Origin of the sequence: Paraburkholderia sp. SIMBA_054, from assembly GCF_046534875.1 — a bacterium.
Classification (GTDB): domain Bacteria; phylum Pseudomonadota; class Gammaproteobacteria; order Burkholderiales; family Burkholderiaceae; genus Paraburkholderia; species Paraburkholderia hospita.
This window is the reverse complement of the sequence record NZ_JAWRXV010000063.1, coordinates 1-22,308: the sequence shown is the minus strand read 5'-3', so window position 1 is coordinate 22,308 and position 22,308 is coordinate 1. Positions and strand designations below refer to the sequence as shown.

26 protein-coding genes and 3 pseudogenes are annotated in these 22,308 nt (G+C 60.5%); 17 read left to right on the top strand and 12 right to left on the bottom strand.

All coding sequences use genetic code 11. The annotated features are described in order from the left end of the window. The first annotated feature begins 3 nt into the window (after positions 1-3). Positions 4-294, top strand: a complete 291-nt coding sequence (locus tag SB822_RS44495) for a YciI family protein (RefSeq protein ID WP_410857621.1) — start codon at positions 4-6, stop codon at positions 292-294. Positions 295-323: 29 nt separating this feature from the next. On the opposite strand, the pseudogene SB822_RS44490 reads toward SB822_RS44495, so the two are convergent. Next, positions 324-594 (bottom strand): annotated as a pseudogene (locus SB822_RS44490) (ISKra4 family transposase); the annotation flags it as partial. A gap of 563 nt (positions 595-1,157) precedes the next feature. Between SB822_RS44490 and SB822_RS44485 the strand changes: the two are divergent. From SB822_RS44485 to SB822_RS44455, 7 genes are all read left to right on the top strand, one after another. Continuing rightward, positions 1,158-2,696, top strand: coding sequence for an IS3 family transposase (locus SB822_RS44485; RefSeq protein WP_410857620.1), 1,539 nt, complete (start codon positions 1,158-1,160; stop codon positions 2,694-2,696). Between the two features lie 36 nt (positions 2,697-2,732). Beyond that, complete coding sequence (locus tag SB822_RS44480) at positions 2,733-3,467, top strand: hypothetical protein (RefSeq protein ID WP_410857619.1); 735 nt, start codon at positions 2,733-2,735, stop codon at positions 3,465-3,467. A 182-nt stretch (positions 3,468-3,649) separates the two neighbouring features. After that, the gene (locus SB822_RS44475; protein ID WP_410857618.1) at positions 3,650-4,114 is read left to right on the top strand and encodes a hypothetical protein; all 465 of its coding nucleotides are present in this window, start codon (positions 3,650-3,652) and stop codon (positions 4,112-4,114) included. Beyond that, a complete protein-coding gene (locus tag SB822_RS44470; protein ID WP_410857617.1) occupies positions 4,111-4,404 on the top strand; it encodes a type II toxin-antitoxin system RelE/ParE family toxin in 294 nt (97 codons plus the stop codon). The genes SB822_RS44475 and SB822_RS44470 overlap by 4 nt, the downstream gene beginning before the upstream one ends. Positions 4,405-4,914: 510 nt before the next feature. After that, positions 4,915-5,130, top strand: coding sequence for a hypothetical protein (locus SB822_RS44465; RefSeq protein ID WP_410857616.1), 216 nt, complete (start codon positions 4,915-4,917; stop codon positions 5,128-5,130). Between the two features lie 55 nt (positions 5,131-5,185). Continuing rightward, entirely contained in the window at positions 5,186-5,431 is a 246-nt protein-coding gene (locus SB822_RS44460; protein ID WP_410857615.1) for a hypothetical protein, read from the top strand. 153 nt (positions 5,432-5,584) lie between these two features. Beyond that, positions 5,585-5,827, top strand: a complete 243-nt coding sequence (locus tag SB822_RS44455; protein ID WP_410857614.1) for a hypothetical protein — start codon at positions 5,585-5,587, stop codon at positions 5,825-5,827. A gap of 485 nt (positions 5,828-6,312) precedes the next feature. On the opposite strand, the pseudogene SB822_RS44450 reads toward SB822_RS44455, so the two are convergent. Continuing rightward, positions 6,313-6,473 (bottom strand): annotated as a pseudogene (locus SB822_RS44450) (nucleoside-diphosphate kinase); the annotation flags it as partial. Between the two features lie 68 nt (positions 6,474-6,541). Here SB822_RS44450 and SB822_RS44445 point away from each other — a divergent pair. Continuing rightward, positions 6,542-6,610 (top strand): annotated as a pseudogene (locus SB822_RS44445) (nucleoside diphosphate kinase); the annotation flags it as partial. 95 nt (positions 6,611-6,705) lie between these two features. Here SB822_RS44445 and SB822_RS44440 read toward each other — a convergent pair. From SB822_RS44440 to SB822_RS44430, 3 genes are all read right to left on the bottom strand, one after another. Continuing rightward, positions 6,706-7,017, bottom strand: a complete 312-nt coding sequence (locus SB822_RS44440) for a high-potential iron-sulfur protein (RefSeq protein WP_410857613.1) — start codon at positions 7,015-7,017, stop codon at positions 6,706-6,708. 375 nt (positions 7,018-7,392) lie between these two features. Continuing rightward, positions 7,393-9,354, bottom strand: a complete 1,962-nt coding sequence (locus tag SB822_RS44435; protein ID WP_410857612.1) for an aconitate hydratase — start codon at positions 9,352-9,354, stop codon at positions 7,393-7,395. After that, positions 9,351-9,728, bottom strand: coding sequence for an amino acid permease C-terminal domain-containing protein (locus SB822_RS44430; RefSeq protein WP_410857611.1), 378 nt, complete (start codon positions 9,726-9,728; stop codon positions 9,351-9,353). Before SB822_RS44430 ends, SB822_RS44435 begins: the two co-directional genes overlap by 4 nt. 7 nt (positions 9,729-9,735) lie before the next feature. On the opposite strand from SB822_RS44430, the gene SB822_RS44425 reads away from it, so the two are divergent. Next, positions 9,736-10,146, top strand: coding sequence for a hypothetical protein (locus SB822_RS44425; RefSeq protein ID WP_410857610.1), 411 nt, complete (start codon positions 9,736-9,738; stop codon positions 10,144-10,146). 838 nt (positions 10,147-10,984) lie between these two features. On the opposite strand, the gene SB822_RS44420 is transcribed toward SB822_RS44425, so the two are convergent. Continuing rightward, positions 10,985-11,233: a hypothetical protein gene (locus tag SB822_RS44420; RefSeq protein ID WP_410857609.1), complete on the bottom strand. Its 249-nt coding sequence runs from the start codon at positions 11,231-11,233 to the stop codon at positions 10,985-10,987. Between the two features lie 103 nt (positions 11,234-11,336). On the opposite strand from SB822_RS44420, the gene SB822_RS44415 reads away from it, so the two are divergent. Next, positions 11,337-11,624, top strand: a complete 288-nt coding sequence (locus SB822_RS44415) for a hypothetical protein (RefSeq protein WP_410857608.1) — start codon at positions 11,337-11,339, stop codon at positions 11,622-11,624. A gap of 309 nt (positions 11,625-11,933) precedes the next feature. Here the strand turns inward: SB822_RS44415 and SB822_RS44410 are convergent, their stop codons facing one another. Together SB822_RS44410 and SB822_RS44405 are read right to left on the bottom strand one after the other, a co-directional pair. Then, complete coding sequence (locus tag SB822_RS44410) at positions 11,934-12,554, bottom strand: hypothetical protein (protein ID WP_410857607.1); 621 nt, start codon at positions 12,552-12,554, stop codon at positions 11,934-11,936. Positions 12,555-12,701: 147 nt separating this feature from the next. Continuing rightward, positions 12,702-13,298, bottom strand: a complete 597-nt coding sequence (locus SB822_RS44405; protein ID WP_410857606.1) for a DUF3022 domain-containing protein — start codon at positions 13,296-13,298, stop codon at positions 12,702-12,704. A 77-nt stretch (positions 13,299-13,375) separates the two neighbouring features. Here SB822_RS44405 and SB822_RS44400 point away from each other — a divergent pair, with 77 nt between their 5' ends. Then, positions 13,376-13,525: a hypothetical protein gene (locus tag SB822_RS44400; RefSeq protein ID WP_410857605.1), complete on the top strand. Its 150-nt coding sequence runs from the start codon at positions 13,376-13,378 to the stop codon at positions 13,523-13,525. Between the two features lie 532 nt (positions 13,526-14,057). Here SB822_RS44400 and SB822_RS44395 read toward each other — a convergent pair. Further along, positions 14,058-14,255, bottom strand: a complete 198-nt coding sequence (locus SB822_RS44395; protein WP_410857604.1) for a DUF2934 domain-containing protein — start codon at positions 14,253-14,255, stop codon at positions 14,058-14,060. Between the two features lie 313 nt (positions 14,256-14,568). On the opposite strand from SB822_RS44395, the gene SB822_RS44390 reads away from it, so the two are divergent. Beyond that, a complete protein-coding gene (locus tag SB822_RS44390; protein ID WP_410857603.1) occupies positions 14,569-14,754 on the top strand; it encodes a DUF3008 family protein in 186 nt (61 codons plus the stop codon). 411 nt (positions 14,755-15,165) lie between these two features. Here SB822_RS44390 and SB822_RS44385 read toward each other — a convergent pair whose 3' ends face one another. Beyond that, a complete protein-coding gene (locus SB822_RS44385) occupies positions 15,166-15,690 on the bottom strand; it encodes a hypothetical protein (protein ID WP_410857654.1) in 525 nt (174 codons plus the stop codon). Between the two features lie 248 nt (positions 15,691-15,938). After that, the gene (locus SB822_RS44380; protein ID WP_410857653.1) at positions 15,939-17,291 is read right to left on the bottom strand and encodes a nicotinate phosphoribosyltransferase; all 1,353 of its coding nucleotides are present in this window, start codon (positions 17,289-17,291) and stop codon (positions 15,939-15,941) included. Between the two features lie 618 nt (positions 17,292-17,909). On the opposite strand from SB822_RS44380, the gene SB822_RS44375 reads away from it, so the two are divergent. Together SB822_RS44375 and ftsH are read left to right on the top strand one after the other, a co-directional pair. Then, the gene (locus SB822_RS44375; RefSeq protein ID WP_410857602.1) at positions 17,910-18,407 is read left to right on the top strand and encodes an Hsp20/alpha crystallin family protein; all 498 of its coding nucleotides are present in this window, start codon (positions 17,910-17,912) and stop codon (positions 18,405-18,407) included. Positions 18,408-18,494: 87 nt separating this feature from the next. Continuing rightward, on the top strand, positions 18,495-20,510 hold the full coding sequence (gene ftsH / locus SB822_RS44370; RefSeq protein WP_410857601.1) for an ATP-dependent zinc metalloprotease FtsH: 2,016 nt from the start codon (positions 18,495-18,497) through the stop codon (positions 20,508-20,510). A gap of 237 nt (positions 20,511-20,747) precedes the next feature. Here the strand turns inward: ftsH and SB822_RS44365 are convergent, their stop codons facing one another. Beyond that, positions 20,748-20,939: a hypothetical protein gene (locus SB822_RS44365; protein ID WP_410857600.1), complete on the bottom strand. Its 192-nt coding sequence runs from the start codon at positions 20,937-20,939 to the stop codon at positions 20,748-20,750. A 116-nt stretch (positions 20,940-21,055) separates the two neighbouring features. On the opposite strand from SB822_RS44365, the gene SB822_RS44360 reads away from it, so the two are divergent. Both SB822_RS44360 and SB822_RS44355 read left to right on the top strand, forming a co-directional pair. Continuing rightward, positions 21,056-21,277, top strand: a complete 222-nt coding sequence (locus SB822_RS44360; protein WP_410857599.1) for a hypothetical protein — start codon at positions 21,056-21,058, stop codon at positions 21,275-21,277. A gap of 435 nt (positions 21,278-21,712) precedes the next feature. Beyond that, the coding region (locus tag SB822_RS44355; RefSeq protein ID WP_410857598.1) for a chemotaxis protein CheB at positions 21,713-22,308 on the top strand (596 nt) is incomplete at its 3' end.

The following is a 22,308-nucleotide window of genomic DNA, read 5'->3' as shown; positions in this document are numbered from 1 at the left end:
GCTATGCACATTACCGTCTACTGTCTCGATCACGAAGGCATGGTCGAGAAGCGGCGTGAACATTACGACGCCCACAAGACCTATCTCGCGACGTCGCCGGTCAGGACACTCATATCCGGGCCGTTGCTCGCATTGGATGGCGAAACGATGATCGGCAGCTTCTTTCTTTACGAGAGCGAAGACGTCGATACGGTCGTGCGGTTCAATCGGGACGATCCTTTCAATCGGGCGGGAATCTGGCGGACTGTCGAGGTGCGTCCATTCCTGAAGCGCGTGGATAATCGATATTCTTGAGGTAAGCCGACGGGTGAACCGCTCTTCGAACGAGGCGGTGTTCGCTGTGTGGGAGCGTTAAAAACCTTGGGGTTGTAACTGCTGCGATGCCAACCCGAGCTTCTCCAGGAACTCGGCAGCTTCGCGCGACAATGGTTGCCTTGGTGGCTCATATCTCGCAAGTCTTTGAACAAGGTGACCGTTGATGACAGCACGTCGGACCTGGGCAAGCAGATGAGCCCCGATGGGAGACCAGCGCATCTGTTGACGCTTGCACATGTGCTGATTGAGCACCTGATTGACTGCAGACTCGGCCTTGAAGATAGACGCCGCGCGAAGACGCCGGTGCAGCCGAAGCATACATGGTGGAACTTATGTCATCAATAGTGAAAGCCAAGAGTGACATTCAAGAAGATATCACGACAGTATCTGAATGGTTTAGACGCCAGGTTGACTATGTGTCGCACGCCAGAAGCCTAAACGACCTCTAATCGATATCTCAGTTGAATGCTTCGAGCGCGTAAAAGGCGCTAAATTGAATATTACCAAAAGCGCCGATGATCTATCGCTCGTCGGAAAATTAAAAGCAGGGATGTATTTCGCTCCTATAGCGATGCTATTGCGACATTATATTATCGGCAGAGGTTTGTAATCTTCGTCAACTGCCAGATAAAGCGCGGACGAGTAATCGACGTGGTCACTGTTGGCTGGCCACATCGACGCAGATCAACACACGCTGAAGTACTGATATGGTCCCGCCCGGATTTGAGCCGAAAGCAGGCTCTTGACATAAAAACCGCTGGCTATACCGTATCTGTGGGAGCTATTTAGTAATGTCCGATTTGGGGGTGCGGCGGAATTCTTGGACTATCAGGAGCTAGTCCATGTATTCGTACGAAGACCGCATCCGAGCAGTGAAGCTCTACTTGAGGCTTGGAAAGCGCCTTACCGCGACCGTTCGTCAATTAGGCTATCCCACAACGAAATCTCTCGAACGTTGGTATCACGCGTACGAGCGATTCCTGGATTTGCCGAGGGAACGTATTTGCTTGAGGCCGCGCTACTCGGTAGAACAAAAAAAGGCGGCCACGGACCACTACATGAGCCACGGCCAGTGTCTGGCAGCAACGACAAAGGCCTTGGGATATCCGGGACGCGGGACGCTCGTCGCCTGGCTCGACGAGCTGCAGCCTGAACGAAGGAAACGCGCTCTCGGGAAGACTTCGGGTATTCGGTACGCACCAGAGCTCAGGCAGACCGCGGTCATCGATCTGTGCACTCGACGGGAAAGCGCTGAGGAAGTTGCCAAAAAGATTGGCGTGAGCCGCCCGACGTTGTACAACTGGAGAAATCGGTTACTCGGTCAGGAGGCTGTTTCAACCATGACACGCCGCAACGATCCGCCGCAGACCTCCGAGCAGGCGACGCTGGAGCAGCAGGTCGAATCACTCCGACGAGACATCCGGAAGCTCCAGATCGAACACGACATCCTGAAGAAGGCCAATGAAATATTAAAAAAAGGCCTGGGCGTCGACCCGCAACTCCTGACGAATCGGGAGAAGACGGAGCTGGTTGATGCCCTGAAACAGACTTACACGCTGCCGGAGCTTCTTGCTGAATTGGGGCTCGCCCGTAGCTCCTACTTCTATCACCGGGCGCGGATACAGACTGCCGACAAGTATGCTGGTGTACGCCTTGCCATTGCAGATATATTTGAACTGAACCACCGCTGCTACGGATATCGCCGGGTGCGTGCGGCACTTGGCAGGCAGAAAGTCTTCGTCTCGGAGAAAGTCGTTCGGCCCTTGATGAAGCAGGAACAGCTAAGCGCGGCCACGACGAGGCGACGTCGATACGGCTCCTACGCTGGAGAAATCGGTCCTGCTCCGGATAACCTTATCAACCGGGATTTCCAGGCCGCAGCACCGAATGAAAAGTGGCTCACGGACATCACGGAGTTCCAGATTCCTGCCGGCAAAGTCTATCTGTCGCCGATCATTGACTGCTTCGATGGGCTTGTGATCAGTTGGTCGATCGGTACGCGACCAGACGCCGAGCTTGTGAATACGATGCTAGATGCTGCCATCGAAGCAATAGGCAGTAGCAACAGCCGACCTGTCGTCCATTCAGATCGCGGTGCGCATTATCGCTGGCCAGGCTGGCTTACCCGAATACGGGAGGCCAATCTGATTCGTTCAATGTCGCGCAAGGGCTGCTCGCCCGATAACGCGGCGTGCGAAGGCTTCTTTGGACGGCTGAAAACGGAACTGTTTTACTCTCGGGACTGGCAGGCCATCAGCACCGACCAGTTCATTGAGGTCGTTGACTCGTACATTCGCTGGTACAACGAGAAACGGATCAAGATCTCGCTTGGCGCACTCAGTCCGATTGAATACCGGGAGAGTCTCGGGCTGACAACATAACCCAGTCCAAGAATTCCGCCGCACCCCCAAACTTCATTGCGGACGAATCTGAGATCCATTGAGAAGCAGGCTGCGGAACTTGCCTCGCTCCAGGGTGAACGTCGTGTTCGGCTGAAGCTGGAGGATGTGCTAGCCGCTCAGAGTAAGAAGACCCTGGACACGGCATTCCAGCGAGTGAGCGCTGCTCTCGGCGCTGATGTCGCGCGTTTGGAAAGCGCCAAACACGCGGCAGAAGCTTCGGTGCGAAAGTTCGAAGACAAGGAACGCCAGAAACTGGTTCTGAGGTACTACACCGATCAATTGCGAAGCCTGTCGAACCTCTTGAACGTGCCGCCAGAGGAACAGATTCGCGGGGAGAAGTCGGGTTCGCGAGCCCATACCGGCGGCAGCTCACGCCCGCGTTCTCTGCTGGCTGTTCATCTCGCGTTACTCGCCACAAATGCGGAATGGGGCGAAGCAGTCCAGTTTCCCTTTATCGTGGACACGCCGCAGCAATCGGGACAGGACGACGAGAATCTGGGCAAGATGATTTCGATACTGGGACGTTCGGCGAAAGATGACCACCAGGTGATTCTCGCGGCGGAACGGTTGCCCGTCGATGTTGACCTTGGTGAGTTCGTTATCGTCAACCTTGAAAAGAAGCGCGGCGTTCTCGACAGAAACTCCTTCGGATCCGTCTGGGATCGCCTTATTTTAGGACACCGCTCGCGGTGTTGCGGGAGCAGCTGCGTCCGCGAGTATCGCCCTGACGATCGACGCCAGCGGGCTTAAGCCTTTCATAAAACGCTGGCGGAAAATATCCGGTGACTCAGCGTCGGTAACAGAGCCAACATCGCAGAAATCAGGGTGGGCGTTATGTCCAGTCGATATGCTCGCCACTTGCTATCTGGCTACCAGTCAGTAATTAGTTGGCGTACACTATAATTATTGATTGGAAACCAAGAGGTGACGCCGTGACAAGCTCGCTCGACACCATCGACCAGGGGACGCTCGAAAAGCTCGTGGAGGCGAACAGCGTGCGCAGCGCGAAGGTGATCGCGCAGGCGGGCGGGTGGGGCGTCGTGATCCAGTATGGCAGGACCGAGCGTGTGCTCGCGGTGCGACGCGGCAACGTGCGCATCTGGCTAAAGCTCGACACCCTCGTCGCGTTCCTGCGGCGCATCGGCATCGCACGCTTTCAGGTGGACGCGACCGGCTACGATGCGGCCGCCAGGCCGCAGCGGCATCGCGTCGATGCGTCCGAGCGCATGCGCCAAGCGCACGAAGCCGCCGCCTACGACAAGTGGTTCCGTGAACAGGTGCAGGAGTCGCTCGACGATCCGCGCCCGAACGTGCCGCATGCGCAGGTGCAAAAGGAGATGGCAGGGAAGAAGGCCGCGCTGCGCAAGCAGCTCACGCGGGCCGGGGCTAAATCTTGATTGTGGAATGGCGCGCGCTCGCGCGTGAAGAACGTATCAGCCTGTTCGATTACATCGCCGCCGACAACCCAAGCGCCGCGCTCGAACTGGACGACCGGATAGAACGACAGACGGACGCGCTGTCCGACCACCCGGAGTTATACAAGGCCGGCCGCGTGCGTGGCACCCGTGAAATGGTCCTGACGCCCAACTATGTGCTGGTCTACCGGATCAGGAAGCAAGCCAACGTGATTGAAATTGTGCGCATCATCGGTGCGCGGCAGAACTACCCGAAGGGGAAGCGGAAATGACGATGCTCAATCGCCCGGCACTGAAGCGCTGGGCGCGCAACTCGCAAAGCGCATCGGGTTGACAGACGCGCAGCGCTGTTGAAGAGTTACAAAGGGCGCGCTGGCTATGTCAGCAGGAACGGCAGGCCGGGGGTGATCGAGCGCAGTGCGTGGTTGGCGAACTACGCTAGAGAAAATTCCTAGACGTGCCGACTTCAAGCTTTCATTGACCGAGCCGTTATCTTTATAGCAGGTGACGCGGCTCCACCGATCGCGGGGAAAGCAAGGACCACAGCGATTTTTCGTTAGAATCGCGGCATCGTGGGGGGAGAGGCCAAGCGTCAAAATGAATCGACGGGAGCGGCAATTGGTCACCGAGCTCGACGTATGCACCGGCAAGCCTATCAGACTAGACGACAGCTGCCTTGTGGGCTCGCGCCGCACGGCGCTGTCCAAAGCTGGACTGCAGAGGGGATTGACCAAGGAAAAGCCGCCCTGTAATGACTGATAGCATTCAACTACGGAGGACGTATGGCGTTCAAAGAATCGAAGGGAGATAAGACCGTCGAGGCTTGCGTTATGCCCGCTCCTGGCGGCATGTTTAAAGGCTACATTCGCGTCCAGACAAAGCGCCACGGAACCATCGTCGGCCAGACCACGGGCCGCGGTTGCGGCCGGCCGATGCCCACGGAAGCCGAAGCTCTAGCCCTCGCCGAGGCTGAAGCGAAGAGGGTTCTCGGGCAGTAGGTCGATGGGCGCCAGGGCATGCTACGATCCTCGAATACCCGCTCAGGAGACAGCCATGGACGCCCCGAACAGAAGAAAAATTGTGCGCGGTCATCAGATTGTCGTGATGCTAGTCGCGGCTAAGGCCGAGGCCTCGATCATGGTCCAACCTCCACCGGGAAGGCCGGGAGGCCTTCATCCGCCGAAACACCTGAGCATCGAACCGCTTCTTAACGGCGGTCTTTCCGAGACTGAGGCCCTGGAGTACATCCTGGACATCGTGTCTCTCGGCGTCGAAGGTCACGAGGCCGGTAACAGGTAAGTTCACGAGATTCCTTGAGAGCTGCAGTACGCAGGGGTGTCTTTGACTTTCATGCATTTTTCCGTTGGAGCTTCCGGCGCGATTCTTGCGCCGAATTGATGATCGATTGCAATTTAACCTCGCGGCGTTTCTTTTTGTTACTGGGAGGCGACCATGCAAACGGAAGATGCTACCCCGTACGGGGGATGCGTGATCCGGCCGGTCATTACGATCACAGAAGGTGGACGCTATACTGCTGCCGCCATGGTCACGGATCGGGAGGGCGAGATCCGCACGCTTGGCGTCGAGGGCGATTTTGCCGGAGAGCAGGAAGCCCGGGATCAGGCGATGGAACTGGCCATTGCGTGGATCCATCGACGCAACGTCGTATCGGACCACTACGTGCGCCGGGGATAACACGCGGACGCCGTCCGGTTTTCGGCGAGCCGGAACGGCGCCATTATTCAGGCTTCTGTGACCGCGAAGTCCGGCATTCTGTTCGCCCATGCGTAAGCACCGTCCCGAGGGGAGGACAACATGTTCAACCACTGCAAGGCGCATGCGTTTTCTGCGCGCCCGATACCGCCAGGCGCAACGTAAACGGCCTACCCGACGATGCTGGATCGACACATAGCTCACCCTCGTCATGGACGCTTTGCGCACAACGCCGCCACCGTCGTCAGAAAGAGCGGCACTGGCGCGGGTTTGAGCAATATGTGGGCCCCGCCTGCGTCGGCATCGAAAATACATGGTGCTCCCCGCGAAGCTCCACTGATATGGCCAAATTTATTACGCTGCGCATCGGCCGATCGGTGTCCCGGGGGCGACATGAAACGATACCAATCTACCGTTTGCAAGACATTTGACGGTAATCCAAATTTGCCTACTGGCCTACGAGGCGACTACCTGGATAGGCGCGAGTAGACATTGATTTCCGGAAGAAGAACGCGATTTCGATGCGTGCCGTTTCCGCTGCGTCCGAGCCATGGACTGCGTTCGCGTCGATGCTGTCGGCGAAGTCGGCACGGATCGTACCCTTGTCAGCCTTCTTCGGGTCCGTCGCGTTCCTATGCCGCGTTGCCCGCGCTAAAGTCTTCAATTGATCATATATTTTATGGAGTTCCAGTTCTTATGGCGATAGAACGTACCCTGTCGATTATCAAGCCGGACGCAGTGGCCAGGAACGTGATCGGCCAGATCCGATGAGACCGAACTGCACAATCGAAGCAACGTAATGAACGGACGCCACGTAATCGCCGTGGAATACGCATGCAATGCGTCACGAACCAACTGACTCAGGCTTTTTTCACATATGCGCTACACCATCCCTTGGCGTTGACCAGCTTGCCGCCATAGATCGTGCAGGGACCCATGGCATCACCTGGCTTGCCCTGGAAAAGCTGACAGTTGGCGCACGTCTGACCCGCCTGGTATTTCGGAAATTTCGCCTTGTCTACCCGAGCGGCGTCCGTTTTGTAACCGAGCCCCAGGGCGGTGGGATCGCTTTCCGGGAGTACAGGGGCATCTGCATGTGACTCGTTGTGAAGCATCGCACCCGAGGCGAGCGATGCCGTGAAAATCATGAAACGACGACGGGAGGTTTGCATTGAAAGACTCCTTTTTTCGTGACTCCGGGGACTGCCAAATCAGTGCTTTCGCCACCATGATGTACCATGATGGCCGGCGATCCTGCGCAACCGCCAGTTCTCATCGCACGCCTTTCTTGGAGACCACCAGTTCTGGATAAAAGCACGCATCCAGAACCCATGGCAGTGCGATCAGGCGGGTCACGCCAAGGACCTGCCAGACCGCGACGATTCTCAGACAATGCGACGCCGCCCGCACCTTGAGGCGGTAAGGTACAGCGTCAGGGCCGCCGTACCGTGCCGACACCACCTGTACGGCGGGATCGTCCGGAGATAGCCGGATCCGCGCGTCGGTTGCTGATGTACACATTCCGAACCCCGGATTGGGCGAAGCAATCAAGCGTGCTGGGAGCCGACGCAGCGGGACAGTCGTTCTTTCATCCAGTTCACCAGTCCTCCGCGCAACACGTATTCAACCTGTCGCGGCGACATGAAGTGATGCACTTCAAGCGTCCTGTCCCGGGTCACGTTCACGATCGTCAGGTGGTCACCTTCGGCGAGCGCACGCCGAACATCATCGAGCCGCAGGACATCCGCCGTATGGATATCGTCATAGTCTTCGGGACGGCTGAAGACCAGGGGCAGCACGCCGAAATTGACCAGATTCTGCGCATGGATGCGGGCAAAGCTCTTCGCCACGACCGCGCGCAATTCGAGAAAGCGCGGCGCCAGCGCAGCATGTTCACGGCTCGAACCTTGCCCGTAATTGGACCCACCGACAACGATGTGGCCGGCCACCTGCCTGGCGCGGGCGGCGTAGGTCGGATCGATCCGTTCAAAGGCAAATCCGGCAATCGCTGGAATGTTGCTGCGAAACGGCAGCACCTGCGCGCCGGCCGGCATGATTTCATCAGTCGACACGTTGTCCTCGACCTTGAGCAGCACCGGCGCCTCGATCACGTCCGGCAGCGGCTCAAGGGCGGGTAACGAGGCGATATTCGGCCCTTTTACAAGGGCCACGCCCGATGCCATTTCGGGTGGCAAGGGCGGCACAAACATGTCGTGGTGGACGATCGGGTCGTCGGGGTCCACGATGCGTGGCCACGGCATGCCGAGCGTACGCGGATCGGTGATGACACCGGTGATCGCGGAAGCGGTCGCCGTCTCGGGACTGACGAGACACACCCGGTCCTCGCGCGTGCCGGAGCGTCCGGGAAAATTGCGCGGCACGGTGCGCAGCGACAAGCCGTTTGTGGCGGGCGCCTGACCCATGCCGATACAGCTGTTGCAGCCGGCCTGATGCAATCGTGCGCCGGCATGGAGCAGGCTCGCAACGTGCCCGTCACGCACCAGCGTTTCGAGTTGTGCGCGGGAGGTGGGATTGACATCGAACGACACACGCTCGTGGGCAGGCCGGTTGCGAACCATCGTCGCTGCGACGGCGAAGTCGCGGTAGCCGGGATTGGCCGATGAACCAATGTACGCCTGATAGATCGGCTCGCCCGCGACTTCCCGCACCGGGCACACGTTGTCCGGGCTCGACGGCATCGCGATCAGCGGCTCCAGGCCGGCAAGATCGATTTCATCGTGAATATCGTAGGTCGCGCCCGGATCGGCGAGCACTTCAGCCCAGTCCGCTTCACGATTCCATGCGCGCAGGAAACGCCGAACCTCTTCGCCGGAGGGAAACACCGTGGTGGTTGCACCCAGTTCAGCACCCATGTTGGCGAGCACATGCCGGTCCATTGCACTGAGCGTATCCAGCCCCGGACCGTAGTATTCGATGATCCGGCCGACACCGCCGTCCACACCGTGGCGACGCAGCATCTCGAGAATCACGTCCTTGACGCTGACCCAGTCGGGCAGATGGCCTGTGAGCCTTACACCCCAGATCTGCGGCATGCGCGTGAAGAACGGTTCGCCGGCGATGGCCAGGGCCACCTCGAGACCACCCGCGCCAATCGCCAGCATACCGATGGCGCCACCGGCGGGTGTGTGACTGTCGGAGCCGAGCAGCGTCTTGCCCGGCTTGCCGAAGTTTTCCTGATGACACGGATGGCTCACACCATTGCCGGGTCGCGAATACCACAGGCCGAAACGCTGGGCGGCACTGCGCAGGAAGAGGTGATCGTCGGGATTTCTGTAGTCTTCCTGAAACAGATTGTGGTCGACGTACTGCACGCTCACCTCGGTCCTTGCCCGATCGAGTCCCATGGCCTCCAGCTCCAGCATCACCACCGTACCGGTGGCATCCTGGGTCAGCGTCTGATCAATCGAAATGCCAATCTCCTCGCCCGGTTTCATGCCACCGTGGACCAGGTGAGACTGGATCAGCTTCTGTGCGACATTCAGGGTCATGGTCGAACTCCGGATTCAATTCGCAACCGGCACTGGAGAGGGCGGTACGGTGCGCCTGTCCAGACCGATACCTGCTCGGTGCGCGAAAATGCCCGGGACATCCGCGCTGATTCGCCGCGTAGGGTGCTACAGCGAATGCTGTATGAAAAATAGATGACGATGCCGTTTGCCATCCAGCTGACGAGGCGCAGCCAGGTGTCGCCTGGCAACCCGAACATCAGCCGCCCCACCGTCGCGAGCGCGCCCAGCGGCGCAACGGCGTAGACTGCGGGCGTTCTGAATGCGCGTTCGAGGTCCGGCTGCGTGCGTCGCAGCGTCAGCACCCCGATGCCCATCCGCGCTTTCGCACCCCCGTCGATCACGACGGCGATCATCGACCTCGTGGGCCAACGCATCGGCGCGCTGTTCGCCTTCGCGATCGTCTGCATCAGCTGGGACCTGATTCTCGAATACTGCATCGGTGCCACGATCATCGCGATCGCCTGGTCGGGCTACCTCGTCAGTCTCGTGCGCAGTTTTGGCACGACCATTCCGGACCAGTTCGCGCGAACCCCATTCGCCTTCGATCCGGGGACAGCGTGGAGGCACACCGGCGCGATTCTGCCGACCATATTTCATCGTCCCGCTCATCAGATCCTGCTCGTCACCGGGATTCGCGAATCGGCACGTGTCAATAGCATCATTGCTGTGGTCAAGGCGCTACTCCCTCTGGCGGTCGGTGCAGCGAAGGCAGGCAATCGCGTGATTAATCTTTACAAGGCGATGCAAGTTATACATGGACGCGACAGGTGATGCATGCGACGACGGGGAGTTCGCCCTCCTCGCTGTCGGGCGTCTGATCCGGTTCCGGTTCGGGCATGCCGGTGTCGGGGACGTCGTCCGGTACGCCGGGATTGGGGGCGTCGGGGATAACGCGCTGATCAGGGATTGGCGGGTCCGATGACATCAAGCCTCCGGTATCGCTGACCCGGCGGCAGTCGCGCCGGTGTGTCGCCTTTGCGGAGCAGCATTAGCCGTTCCAGGACCAGGCCCGCAAGACGGTCGGCAGGCATCATGCAGCCGTGCTTCCAACGTCCCACAGGATCGCCAATCATCACCTCGGCGCATGCCAGCGGCCCTCCGCGCTTATGGTTTCGCATGGCTGTTGTATTTTGTCGTCTGTCCTTCGCGTCGCAGATGCGGGGCATGACCTACCGCTTGAGCGCCTCGAACGCCTCGCGGTCACGAAAGAAATTCGTCACGCCGATCAGCATGTCCCTGAGCGTTCGGAGCGGCGGGTGCCCCCACGACAGTTGAATCGCCGCCGCGAGTCTGTGCCCGCTTCGGATCACAGCGCGACGCCAGATTATTCGTTTGGAAAATTCTTCGCGCACGCGCGAGTGGTGCGTGCCTCGCTGACGATGACGTCGACACTGAAATGCACATTGAGCGCAGTCTTGCCTGCTTTGACAACGAAAACGAGGCCATCGAGTCCGCGGGCCAATCGGCCATTGCATGGGTCAATGAGCGCGACGGCGGCGTCGCCGGCAGGCGGGCTGCCGTGCCCTTCGCACAATGAACCCTGCGGGTCATGGTTTCCTTGCCGCTCGGTTTCCTTTGAGCCAGACCTTCTGGACGAAACAGCCGCTTGTCATCGATGACGGCGCGTTTGCGCAGGCATGTCCTGGTACAGAGGATGCGAATGGAAATGCATCAAGGCTGGAAATTTGGGAGAGCGACCGATGAAGACGAACGCGAAGACTTTTTTGGCGGGCGCCCTGATCGCGCTGGCGACGCTGGGCGCCGCAGGCTGCAAACGGGCCGACAACAGCAGCGGCGACACCGGCAGCAGCGGGGCAATGGGGTTGTCTGGGGCTGCTGCGGGCGGTCCGGCGAACATGGCACCCGCTTCGGGTGCGAGTCAGTAGAGGGGCGGCGTGCGCAGGTGCGACAGCCGGCACGAGGTAGTCAAGAAAGGAGATTTTCCGCATACGGAGGTGGGTATGGAACCGCTCATTCGTTACCAGATGAACATTTGCGGGGGCGATTTCCAGCACGTGCAGGACTGCTTCAGTACGTGGAAGCATGAACGGCTTGTCTATCGCGACCAGACAATGTTCGAGGGAAAGCAGGAGGTGCGTCGCCTGTCCGGATGCGTGATGGACAATGGCGAAGCTGCGCAGAACGTGCTGGCGCAGCGCTGCGCTCCGGACGACCCGTACGCGCTGGCCGTGGAGGTCAACGATGGAGAACGCGACGTCTGGCTTGTCATGGCGGCCTACAGCGGGTAGCAAGGGGCTTGCCAGGAGACACAAGGCACACCGCGCCGGGAGGCAAGGTTCCGCAACAATTCCCGACGGGTGTGTCAACCTGCACGGTGAAAGTCCCTCTGCAATTGCGGACGCGCTAACGAGACGTAGTATCCGGCTTCCGGATTACCGGATGCAGCGCGAATGCCCCAGGCGCTGGCGCGTGATTGTGGCCCGCCATCGGACCGGCCACCATCGGCCCGCACCCGGTGGTGGGCAGCGCGTTTATGGCGAGCCAAGTTCTGACCTGATGGGCGATGCCATGAACGCCGCCGGCAACGGAGCCTCGCGTCAGAACGGACGTTCCGGCGGCGACGGATCTCCGAGTGACGGAAGGTCAGGTTCATGTTCAACGCCGACCCCCCTTCCAAACCACGGCACGTCCGCACGCAGGTGTTTGACGTAGGCTTTCCAGCCCGGCTCGTTGTCGGCGAAGAGGTCATGCTCAACGAGATGGGCGAGCGACCGTCGGTTCAGACTCACGTCGAGCAATTCTTTGGGCCATAGAAAATAGGCGCCTGCAGCTCGCGTCACAAATTCCAGCGGCGTCATCTCCGGCTCAACCTCCTGCAAGATGGAAAAGGTCATCAGTGATTCTTCCTGCCGGACGGCTTCGCCAATGGTGTTGTAACGGTGGGCGCATTTCATGACGCAGGCAATCGCCTCAATCACGTCGCCCAGATGAAGTAGCAACGCTCTGCGTTCCATGCCATCAGTGGCGCCAATGGCAGCACCCGCTGTCTGTCCTTCGAGGTCGGCGGGTAGAATCCGCTTCGCAATACAGCGGTAGAACCGCGTGTAGACCCCGCGGTCCTGCTCGCCGATTCCGACGAACTGGTCGAGCTGGTCGGGGGTCATGCATTCGTCGGCTGCGCTTCGGATCAACGCGTCGCGGTCGATGTTATCTGGCATTGACAGTCTCCATCTGATAACCTGGCGGGTCGCCACCGCAGGGGCCGCCGGCCGAGGCTGTATCGCCGTTTACCCAAACCGGCGTCGGTTTTCAGGGTTCCACCTGAATGGTGGTGCCGGTCGCCTCCCTGATGATCGGGCTATTGCTCATTCACAACCGTCCAGACGAGCCCTCGCAAATTCAGGATGGGCTGTGGTTCTGGAAGAACGCAAAGACAACCCGGCGCGCGTGCTGGTCACCGTTATGAGGTGTATCTGTCGCGATCGATATCTGCCGGTCCCGGCCTGCCGCAATGTTGCAGCGAACCCCGATCTTGGCGGCAGATCCGGTTGAAAGCGCAGCCGGACGCCAGCTAGAGCGCCTGGTATGGTGGCTCCGGCATATCGAACAGGGCCTCTTCCCACGTTCATCTCGATCGCACAATCGCCCTGCAACACGGGTGGATTCTGCTGCTCGGTAAAGCGCGCTCTGACTGAAGCGCATAGCCGGTCACGGAAAGTCCTGCGCTTCGCGGTCTCCATCGCTGCGTAGCGGCGGATCTGCTGATCTGAGAATCTGATCGTGACGACGCAACGCGCGTCGAGCGACGTATCTCGGTGCGACTCCACCACCCACGAGACGTGAAAGAAAAAGATTGATCCCTCATCATAGTTGGTCACGGAGGCGGGTTTCAGGGATTCGAAAAGTTGCGCAAGCCCCAGTCCGATTTCCTCGATCCGTTGTGGCAAATCTATCTGCTTCATCGCTGCTCTTTGATCGGGCCAGGTTGCGTGTTTGAGCCTGTCGCCTGCGGTCTGACCAGGTTGGCTGGTCGGTTGACATGGGCTTCACCAGCACGGTCAACGTGGATATCAGCGATCGTCGCCATATTGATGCCACGGTGATTCAGCGCGTCAGAAAAAACGTCGTACCCATTGTCGAGTGCCAGGCGCTGTTCCTCGATGTCGAGACCCTGAATCTCGTCCAGTAGACCCGGCTCAAAAGAGACCGGTGGCGGGGCGCGGCGACCATTGTCAACAATGAAAAGTCCATGAACGGAATACGTGGCCGCCTCGAAGTACTGGGCGAACTGCTCTGCCAGTCCCTCAGGACCAGACCACCTTTGCCGAAGGGACGCGGGCGACGCAGGCAGGCTCGCGCGTCATTGATTCAGCTACGGTAGTCATAATGCCTGCTGCTTTCCTCCCGGCCTTGGCGCTGGCTGGTTCTGGTTGCGCATCAAGCGTTCCCGGCGCGCTCCCTGCGGCAAAACGCGCACAACGCCCTGCACGACGTCCCACGTAACGGGTATCCGGAAAGACCCGTTCGCCCCTGGCGCCGTCATTCATTGCGGACATGAGCGGCGGTGCAGTTCGCAGTCCTCTCAACCTCTTCACGCAATGTTGGCGCCGTGGTCAGGGCGGCACCTCGCGGCCCCCCTCGCATTGGTCCGCTGCGGTGGCAGACGCGGGCGCGACGGGAGCGGGATCCATCCGGCGCGTGGCTCACGTTCATCCTTGGCACTAACGCAGACAGGTGGGTTCATCCCGAACCAGGTCCACCGGGACGCTGGTTTGAGCAGGCTTCTGCTGTGATATCTCCTGTTCCTGGGCGCGCGCCATGCGCCAGTACTCGTCCTCGCAACCCTCCAGGCTGCCATCCAGTTTCCAGAGTTCGTATGCCCGCGCGCGAATTCTCGTAGCCAATGTTGCGTCGACCATTGTGCTCTCCAGTCAAGAAAAGGCATCAAGAAAAGGCTCTCAGATTGCACGCGGTTTTCGGCGGGCTGCGGTGACCTGCACCAACAGGACACCTGAGTAATTTCCAGCTGCTGCCTTCGTTTTAATCAGACGTATTCATGCGCTTCAGCGTGGCGGCTCAAAAAGTTGCTGGTCCGGTCGTCTGTCACTACCGATGCAAATTCTGTACCGCATGTCGCTTCGGGCGAATTCGGGTACATCGGTTGCTGTTAAGGTCGTGCAGTCGCTCCATTACCCAGTTCGGCGCGCACGTCCAAATTTCCAGGAGGATCAAATGCCCGCGAAATCGAAAGCGCAACAGATGGCTGCCGGCGTGGCACTGGCCGCAAAGAAGGGCGAGAAGCCCGAATCAGAACTGAAGGGTGCGGCGAAGTCGATGTATGAGTCGATGACCGAAAAACAGCTTGAAGAACTCGCATCGACCAGCCAGAAAGACAAGCCCACCCATAAGTCCGAATAAAAAGATTGGCTGGACCGCACGGGCACAAGCGGGCACAAGCGGATCAAGGGCGCACGATCTGCATCCCGGTTGTGGTACTTTATGAGCCGGCAGTCCGCCGCAGTGGCTAGTCACCTTCGGGAAGACGAGAAGGCGCTGGCCCCGGCGGATGGCGGGAAGGGCCGCAGCTGTTTTCAGGTGAGCCGTGCAGAAGTCTCGCCCATCGCATGCGGATGGCGCACTGCGTTCCCGTTCGGATTCCCGCCAGGCGCGTCGCTGCGCCGCGTACCTGTAGTGGTCCGGCATGATCCGGTTCCCGAATGATCACCGCCTGTAAGCGCCCGGGATCATTAAGCTGACCTCGGGCGTAGCGTGTCACTATCGAACCACGGCGCCGAACAGGCCGTTACCGGTCCTCGTGAGCACAACAGCTCATGCGGACCTCCGGGGTTCCTTCCCGCGGTCCTCCCGCCTTTCCAGCCGCAGGTAGGTGTCGGCCGTTACCAGGCCGAACACGAGGTGGGCGATGAGACTTATCCAGCCTCGGGCGTCTGCAAACCATGGAAACCAGCGCGTCATGACGTAGAAGTTGACCAGGTATACGGCGAGACCGAACACAGCACCCACCAGTGAGGCCATTCCAACGCTTGAATCGAAGCTGAACGGGGCCATGATCACGACCAGAATGAGCGCGAACACGATTGACAGGACAAAATGGACGACCAGCGCTGCCGTCACGATGCCAGGGTCGAACGTGGCAGGCTGCGCCAACGTACCTTGTCCCAGGGCGATTGCCGCGATCATGCGCGGCGGTCCCCATGGACTCTGTCCCATGGCCCATGCGGCGAGCAGCTCGAGTACCAGAAACACGGCACCTGCCACACAGCCACCGATGACGGCGGCACGCCAGTCCGGCGTGCGGCGTGTGAAATGATGAGAATGCATGTGAAGTTCCATCATTGACCTCCTTGAAAAGCGGTTTTGCTTCCCCGCCCGATTGACAGTCGGAGAACGGTCGCAAAATTGCACAGCGAGGTTGGTTGCGTCAGGCCGGCCGTCTCGCCCCTATCCGGTTGCCTGCCAATGGCACACCGGCCGGCGTTGCGTTACCTGCATGTCCCGATTTTCAGCGACGCGATCTGATGCGCGCGCAAGATCCGTTCCCAGGGCTGCTGCCATCGGCCCGGATCGATCCCGCTGTTCCGCTAGATGCGGCATCGTGTCGGCGTATCCACCTTCCGTGTCAGTTCACGCAGCGCTTCAGCAATGATGACGGGATACGGCGTTCTGTGGCTCAGCACGCGTAGCGCCTCCGGCAGCGTTTCGATCTGCGCGCGGCAATACGCGCGACCCTGATCGAGCGATACCGGCGGCCGGATGCGCTGCCCCGCCGTGAGGACCGGTTCGAGCAGCGCGATGCCGTCCCGTTGATCCGTTGCGATGGTGAGCACGTCGTGCAGCAGGTGGCCGCCTTTATCGACGTACCGGTACACCTGCTTTCGGCCAGGCCACGTGGCCTTGTGCTCAGAGCGTTTGCGACGCGCCCGTCCGGCATATTCCTGCAGCTTGTAGACGCAGTCCAGATACGGTGCATCAGCCGATGTGCCCACGTGTGTGCCGATGCCATAAGCGTCGATCGGTGCGCCGCGCTGTTGCAATGCGTCCAGCCGGTATTCATCCAGGTTCCCGCTTGCGAAGATCTGCGTCTGTTGCAGTCCACCCGCATCAAGAATGGCGCGCACACGCCGCGCGTGTTCGTCGAGGTCGCCGCTATCGATCCGCACGCCGCGAATCTCGACCCCGTCGGCCTTCAGCCGGTGGGCGAGTTCGACGACCTTGCTGGCAGCGGCCCGGGTGTCATATGTGTCGATGAGCAGCGTGTTGCTGGCCTGCGCACGGGCGAACGCCTCGAACGCATCCACTTCATCGTCATGCGCCTGCACGAAAGAATGTGCCATGGTGCCGAACAACGGGATGCCGAACCGCGCGTTCGCCGACACCGTCGCGGTACCGGCAAATCCTGCCAGATAGCTGGCGCGTGCTGACAGCAGCGCTGCTTCTGCCCCGTGCGCCCGCCGCAGACCAAAATCGATGACAGGCTTGCCTGCGGCGGCCTGCACGCAACGTGCAGCCTTGCTGGCAACGAGTGTCTGGTAATGAAGCAGGTTGAGCAGCCGGCTTTCCACCAGTTGGGCCTCCCGCAGCGGCGCGGCGACCTGAAGCAGCGGCTCGTTCGGAAAACAGACCGAGCCTTCCGGCAAGGCGGCGACGTCCCCCGTAAAGCGCAGATCCGCAAGCGAGGCGATGAATTCCGGGGTGAATCGTCCACTCCGGTGCAGCCAGGCGAGATCCTCGTCGCGCAGACGTAGCCCCGTCAGATAGTCGATGGCCTGTTCCAGTCCCGCTGCGACAAGAAAATTGCGCTGCGGCGGTAGCGACCGGACAAACAGTTCGAACACGGCAAGCCCGTTCATGCCGCGCTCGAAATACACCTGTAGCATCGTGAGTTCATACAGGTCGGTAAGAAGCGTGCCGTTGATGAACGGCGTCCCAGGCATATCGTTGGTCGACATCTGTTGCCTCCTGGCGCGCTGCGCACGCGCCTGGCTCTTTCGCATACCCTCGCGGGCCTGGCAGGCGGTTTCAGGATCGTCGTCGTAGGTCCTCGCCGCTCCAGGCGCCTAACGCTCGAATACATAGGTGCCGGGTGCGTCGCAAAGCACCGCTCCGGCGGTCATCGCGCGCGGCGCGATCCTGTCGCCGGAATGCGCCATGAGCCAGTGCTGCCAGCGCGGCCACCACGAACCATCGTGCACGGGAGCCTGCGCAAGCCACTCGAATGACCATCCAGGACGTGCCCAGCATAAGCCGAGCCTGCGCTCCCACCCGGCTACACAATGGGCACCTCGCCGCCGGAACGCTTCCTCACCGGAAGTGAACTTTTGCGACTGTTAGACGTTAGCCCGCCAGGTCATTGCGCTGGGCGCAGCACGGCGCTCATCGTCGTGCGTAGGTACGCGGGCTGCTCGACGACTCAGTGACGGTTGCCGCGCCGCAGTCGCGGCGCGTCAGGCCGTCGCGTTGGATTACATGCTGCATGGGCATTTTTCGGCAGATCACGGACGACGGACTGCTCGCCGCTGGACGTCGCTCGCCTGCCTGCAAAGGAGGAAACAATGGACCTCAGGAATCTGGTTCGGTGGAACCGCAACCGTAATGCGCCAGTCGTGCGTCAACGCGAAGATGAGCATCCTGTGTTCGCGCTGCATCGCGAAATGAACCGTCTTTTCGATGATTTCTTCCGCAGCTTCGATCTGCCCTCGCGCTTCGGGGCATCATCGTTTGGCTCGTCTTTCGGCGGGCCGGACATCGAACTGACCGAAAGCGAGAAGGAAATCCAGATCGTGGCCGAACTGCCGGGACTGGAGCAGAAGGACGTGGACATATCAGTCAATAACGACATCCTCACCATTCGCGGCGAGAAGAAGGGATCGTCGACGGGCGCGGTGTACAGCGAGCGATGGCAGGGCACCTTCGAGCGCTCGGTGCAATTGAGCCCGGATGCCGACCCCGACAAGATCACGGCCGATTTTCGCAGTGGCGTGCTGACCGTGACCGTGGCGAAACGGCCCGACGCGCAGAATCGCGTGCGGCGCATTCCTGTTAACGGCTGAGTTCCGCGGCAAGTGCCGGCTCGCCTTGCTGATGATGTGCGGGTGGGGTCGGCCTCCCACGGTTGGCCACTGAGGTGCAGGATCGCGATGAGCACGGATCCGGCGACGTCTTCGAAGTCCCATTCGCCCGTATCGCGGCGCCCGCCCGCTTTGCGGCCCGGGCGGCAACGGGGTACGGCAGATCCGGCTCCCTCCCCGGATCGCAAGCGGTCGCGGCGCGAATTTCAGGCCCATCTCTGGTTTTGGACCGCCATCCTCATCGCGATCTTCGCGCTGCGCGGCTGGTGGACGACGCACCAGACCGTCCAGCCGGTACCGTACAGCGAGTTCCGTACGATGGTCCGCGAGCACAAGGTCGCTTCCGTCGAGGTCGATGGCTCGCAGTTCATCGGAAAACTCAGAACGCCTTTGCCGAACGGCCGCTCCGTCATCTCGAGCACGGCGGTACCGGAGAGCATCGCCCGTGAGTTCGAGGCCGGGGGCGCCTCGTTCACGGGTGCGGAACCGGACGGGTTCGCGTCGACGCTGTTCTCGTGGCTTTTGCCGACACTTGCACTCATCGCTTTCTGGGCGTTCGTCTTTCGCCGGTTCGCCGGTCGCCTCGTTACGGGCGGCGGACTCCTGGCGATCGGGCAGTCACGGGCCAAGGTATACGTCGAGACCGACGTGAAAACGACGATCGCCGATGTGGCAGGCGCGGACGAAGTCAAGGAAGAGCTTGCGGAAATCATCGCCTTCCTGAAAGACCCTGACGGCTATGGCCGCCTCGGTGCCCGTGTACTGAAGGGGGTGTTGCTTGTCGGCCCGCCCGGCACGGGAAAGACGCTGCTCGCGCGAGCCGTTGCGGGCGAAGCCGGCGTTCCGTTCTTTTCGATCTCCGGTGCCGAATTCGTTGAAATGTTCGTCGGCGTAGGTGCGGCGCGCGTGCGCGACCTGTTCCAGCAAGCGCGCAGCAAGGCGCCTGCCATCGTATTCATCGACGAACTCGACGCGCTGGGCCGGGCGCGCGGCGCGTATGGCGTGGGAGGACACGACGAAAAGGAACAGACATTGAACCAGCTTCTTGCCGAACTCGACGGTTTTGATCCTCGCCTCGGCGTAGTGCTGCTTGCGGCGACCAACCGACCTGAGATTCTCGACCCGGCGTTGTTGCGGGCTGGCCGGTTCGATCGGCAAGTACTCGTCGACCGCCCCGACAAGGAGCAGCGCGCGCAGATCATCGGGCTGCACCTGAAGCGGGTCAGGACGGCTCTGGACGTCTCGGCGCAGCGGATCGCGGCGCTGACGCCGGGCTTGACGGGCGCGGACCTGGCGAACGTCATGAATGAGGCCGCGCTGCTCGCGACGCGGCGCCAGGCCGAGCGCGTCGAGGAAAGCGATGTGACGGAGGCGATCGAGCGCGTGGTTGCGGGACTCGTACGAAAGAGCCGTGTATTGTCGTCCGTGGAGCGCGAAACCGTCGCCTATCACGAGATGGACCACGCTCTGGTCGCGCTGACCGTGGGCGGCGACGAGCGGGTCCATAAGGTATCGATCATTCCCCGTGGCGTTGGCGCGCTCGGCTATACGATGCAGCGACCGACCGATGACCGGTTTTTGATGAGGCGCGAAGAACTCGAAGACAGGATGGCCGTGCTTCTGGGTGGTCGGGCCGCGGAACAGCTTGTTTTCAACCGCATCTCGACAGGGGCGGCGGATGACCTGCAGAGGACTACTGATATCGCCCGGGCAATGGTGACGCGCTACGGAATGGCCGAGCGGCTGGGGCCGGTGACGTTTGAACACGACGCGCATTCGTTCCTTGCCGGGCCGAATGCCCCGGCGTTCGAGCAGCCCCAACGCGCTTATAGCGAGGCGACCGCGGAGCGCATCGACGAGGAAGTACACCGTCTCGTGCAGGCTGCGCTGGAACGCGCGCTGGGTATCCTGAGGAATCGTCGCACCGTGCTTCGGTGCGCTGCGGCGGCCTTGCTTGAGAACGAAACGTTGAGCGAGGACGATCTCACGCACTTCGCGCAGGAGGCCGAAGCCGAAGCGGGCAAACGCGGAACCGAAAGTCCCGTGCATGAGGCAGATGCCGAACAATGGGAGTCGCGTCGTTGACGCTGGACCGACTTGTTTGCTGATCCGGTCAGTCGTCACGTCTGCAGAAAACAGGCGGTATACGGCAGCCATCAACCAGCCTGGCCAAACACGGGCGCTTGGCGCCGACGGGGATTTCGCCGAAGCGGCCGAAGCCGAGGGCTCATCAAGGTACGCGATTTCCTGTCACAAGCCTATTGGTTATAAAGGCGCGCCAGATCATTTCGATTTGCCCAGTAACGTCTGACTTTCATTGCGCTAATCTGAGCGGCCCTTCGCGATCTGGACGGTGCATGATCGCGGCGGTATTGACCAGTTGAACGTCGCCTCCACCACCACTCCCTCAAGCTCAGCCTGATAAGGCGCGAGCGCTGCCAGAATCAGTCCGAGATCATTGGTCAGGCGCTTGCAGTACAGCACCCGATCCTGGTCGTCGATCACGGCGATCACGACGTTGTTCGAGTGCAGATCAATCCGCTAAACTTCATTGAACGGGTCGGTTGAGCGTTGCATCCCAACTCTAGACCCTGGCCGCCCCCTTCTGTGGGCGGCCAGGAGGCCTTTCAATGATTATCAATTTGCGGCGCGGAATCGTCCTGCTGGAAGCCAGGATTGGCGGGCATGAATACAGCAGCGTCTACGGGACGGAGGCGCTGGAGCACTTTGCTGATACGGTCCGGGAAAAGGCAACGTTGGCGGGACCTAATCGACGTCGAAGATTCCGGCCCTGCGTCCCTGTCAACAGGCCGATGGCAATCAGGGGGCGTGCCCGCGAGGAGCAGGCGTGATGTTGCGGGCAATATAAGAATGGGCTTCGTGGAACGATGTAGAAATCCGATCCGAGATGTGGCCATCTGGACGAAGGTTCTATTTTTAGTTTGCCGGTGTAGCGATGTGCTTGCAGCGGATCGCGTCCGACTGCGCGCTTGCCCGAACGGGTTATCGCCGGGAACGCCGCTTGCACTACTAGCACACTACGCTGTGTATTGCGAGACGCCATGGTCAACGGTCGCCGAGCCGTCGCTGGACCTCGCTTAGCCGCCAGCAGGCATTCGGCGTACGTGGTCGCACGGTGTCACGCTGTGTGGCGTTCCATACTATTGGCTCGCGCGAACACCGAACTGATAAATCGAGGGCATCTCCCTTAAGCTATGACCACTGAGACATCACCGGATTCGCCTGCTGGCCACCCTGCCCGTGGGCCTTCAACGCTTGACTTCCCGGTGGTCGGAATCGGCGCATCCGCGGGCGGCATCCAGGCGCTTTTGCATTTCTTTGAGCAGATGCCGCGCGACGCGAACATGGCGTTCGTCATCGTGCTTCACCTGTCTCCGAAATACGAGAGCCGCGTCGACGAAGTGATCCAGCGCGTCACCGCGATGCCGGTCACGCAGGTACTCGAGCAAACAAGGATTGAAAAGAACCACGTCTACCTGATCTCGCCGTCCAACGAACTGTCGATGGCGGATGGTTATCTGCGGGTGACACGGGCCGAACGCCAGGGTCGTCCGCCAGTGGCGATCGACCGGTTTTTCCGTAGCCTCGCCGACGTGCATGGCGCGCGCGCCATGAGCATCATCCTTTCAGGCACGGGCAGCGACGGGACGGTGGGGATTGGCCGTATCAAGGAGTGCGGCGGTATTGCGCTCGCCCAGACTCCTGACGACGCCGAGTATCCTGAGATGCCGCAAAGCGCGATTGCGAGTGGACAGATCGACATCGCGTTACCGGTGGTCGATCTCCCGCAAAAGCTGGTCGAGCTATGGGCAAACGCGCGGGTCATCAAACTCCCCGTTGCAGACGAGCAGCCGGATGGCAC

Coding starts and splice junctions, on each gene's coding strand:
- SB822_RS44495 (WP_410857621.1), top strand. CDS start 4: ATGCACATTACCGTCTACTGTCTCGATCACGAAGGCATGGTCGAGAAG.
- SB822_RS44485 (WP_410857620.1), top strand. CDS start 1,158: ATGTATTCGTACGAAGACCGCATCCGAGCAGTGAAGCTCTACTTGAGG.
- SB822_RS44465 (WP_410857616.1), top strand. CDS start 4,915: ATGGCGTTCAAAGAATCGAAGGGAGATAAGACCGTCGAGGCTTGCGTT.
- SB822_RS44460 (WP_410857615.1), top strand. CDS start 5,186: ATGGACGCCCCGAACAGAAGAAAAATTGTGCGCGGTCATCAGATTGTC.
- SB822_RS44455 (WP_410857614.1), top strand. CDS start 5,585: ATGCAAACGGAAGATGCTACCCCGTACGGGGGATGCGTGATCCGGCCG.
- SB822_RS44440 (WP_410857613.1), bottom strand. CDS start 7,017: ATGCAAACCTCCCGTCGTCGTTTCATGATTTTCACGGCATCGCTCGCC.
- SB822_RS44435 (WP_410857612.1), bottom strand. CDS start 9,354: ATGACCCTGAATGTCGCACAGAAGCTGATCCAGTCTCACCTGGTCCAC.
- SB822_RS44430 (WP_410857611.1), bottom strand. CDS start 9,728: ATGATCGCCGTCGTGATCGACGGGGGTGCGAAAGCGCGGATGGGCATC.
- SB822_RS44420 (WP_410857609.1), bottom strand. CDS start 11,233: ATGTTCGCCGGACCGCCCGCAGCAGCCCCAGACAACCCCATTGCCCCG.
- SB822_RS44415 (WP_410857608.1), top strand. CDS start 11,337: ATGGAACCGCTCATTCGTTACCAGATGAACATTTGCGGGGGCGATTTC.
- SB822_RS44410 (WP_410857607.1), bottom strand. CDS start 12,554: ATGCCAGATAACATCGACCGCGACGCGTTGATCCGAAGCGCAGCCGAC.
- SB822_RS44405 (WP_410857606.1), bottom strand. CDS start 13,298: ATGAAGCAGATAGATTTGCCACAACGGATCGAGGAAATCGGACTGGGG.
- SB822_RS44400 (WP_410857605.1), top strand. CDS start 13,376: ATGGGCTTCACCAGCACGGTCAACGTGGATATCAGCGATCGTCGCCAT.
- SB822_RS44395 (WP_410857604.1), bottom strand. CDS start 14,255: ATGGTCGACGCAACATTGGCTACGAGAATTCGCGCGCGGGCATACGAA.
- SB822_RS44390 (WP_410857603.1), top strand. CDS start 14,569: ATGCCCGCGAAATCGAAAGCGCAACAGATGGCTGCCGGCGTGGCACTG.
- SB822_RS44385 (WP_410857654.1), bottom strand. CDS start 15,690: ATGGAACTTCACATGCATTCTCATCATTTCACACGCCGCACGCCGGAC.
- SB822_RS44380 (WP_410857653.1), bottom strand. CDS start 17,291: ATGCCTGGGACGCCGTTCATCAACGGCACGCTTCTTACCGACCTGTAT.
- SB822_RS44375 (WP_410857602.1), top strand. CDS start 17,910: ATGGACCTCAGGAATCTGGTTCGGTGGAACCGCAACCGTAATGCGCCA.
- ftsH (WP_410857601.1), top strand. CDS start 18,495: ATGAGCACGGATCCGGCGACGTCTTCGAAGTCCCATTCGCCCGTATCG.
- SB822_RS44360 (WP_410857599.1), top strand. CDS start 21,056: ATGATTATCAATTTGCGGCGCGGAATCGTCCTGCTGGAAGCCAGGATT.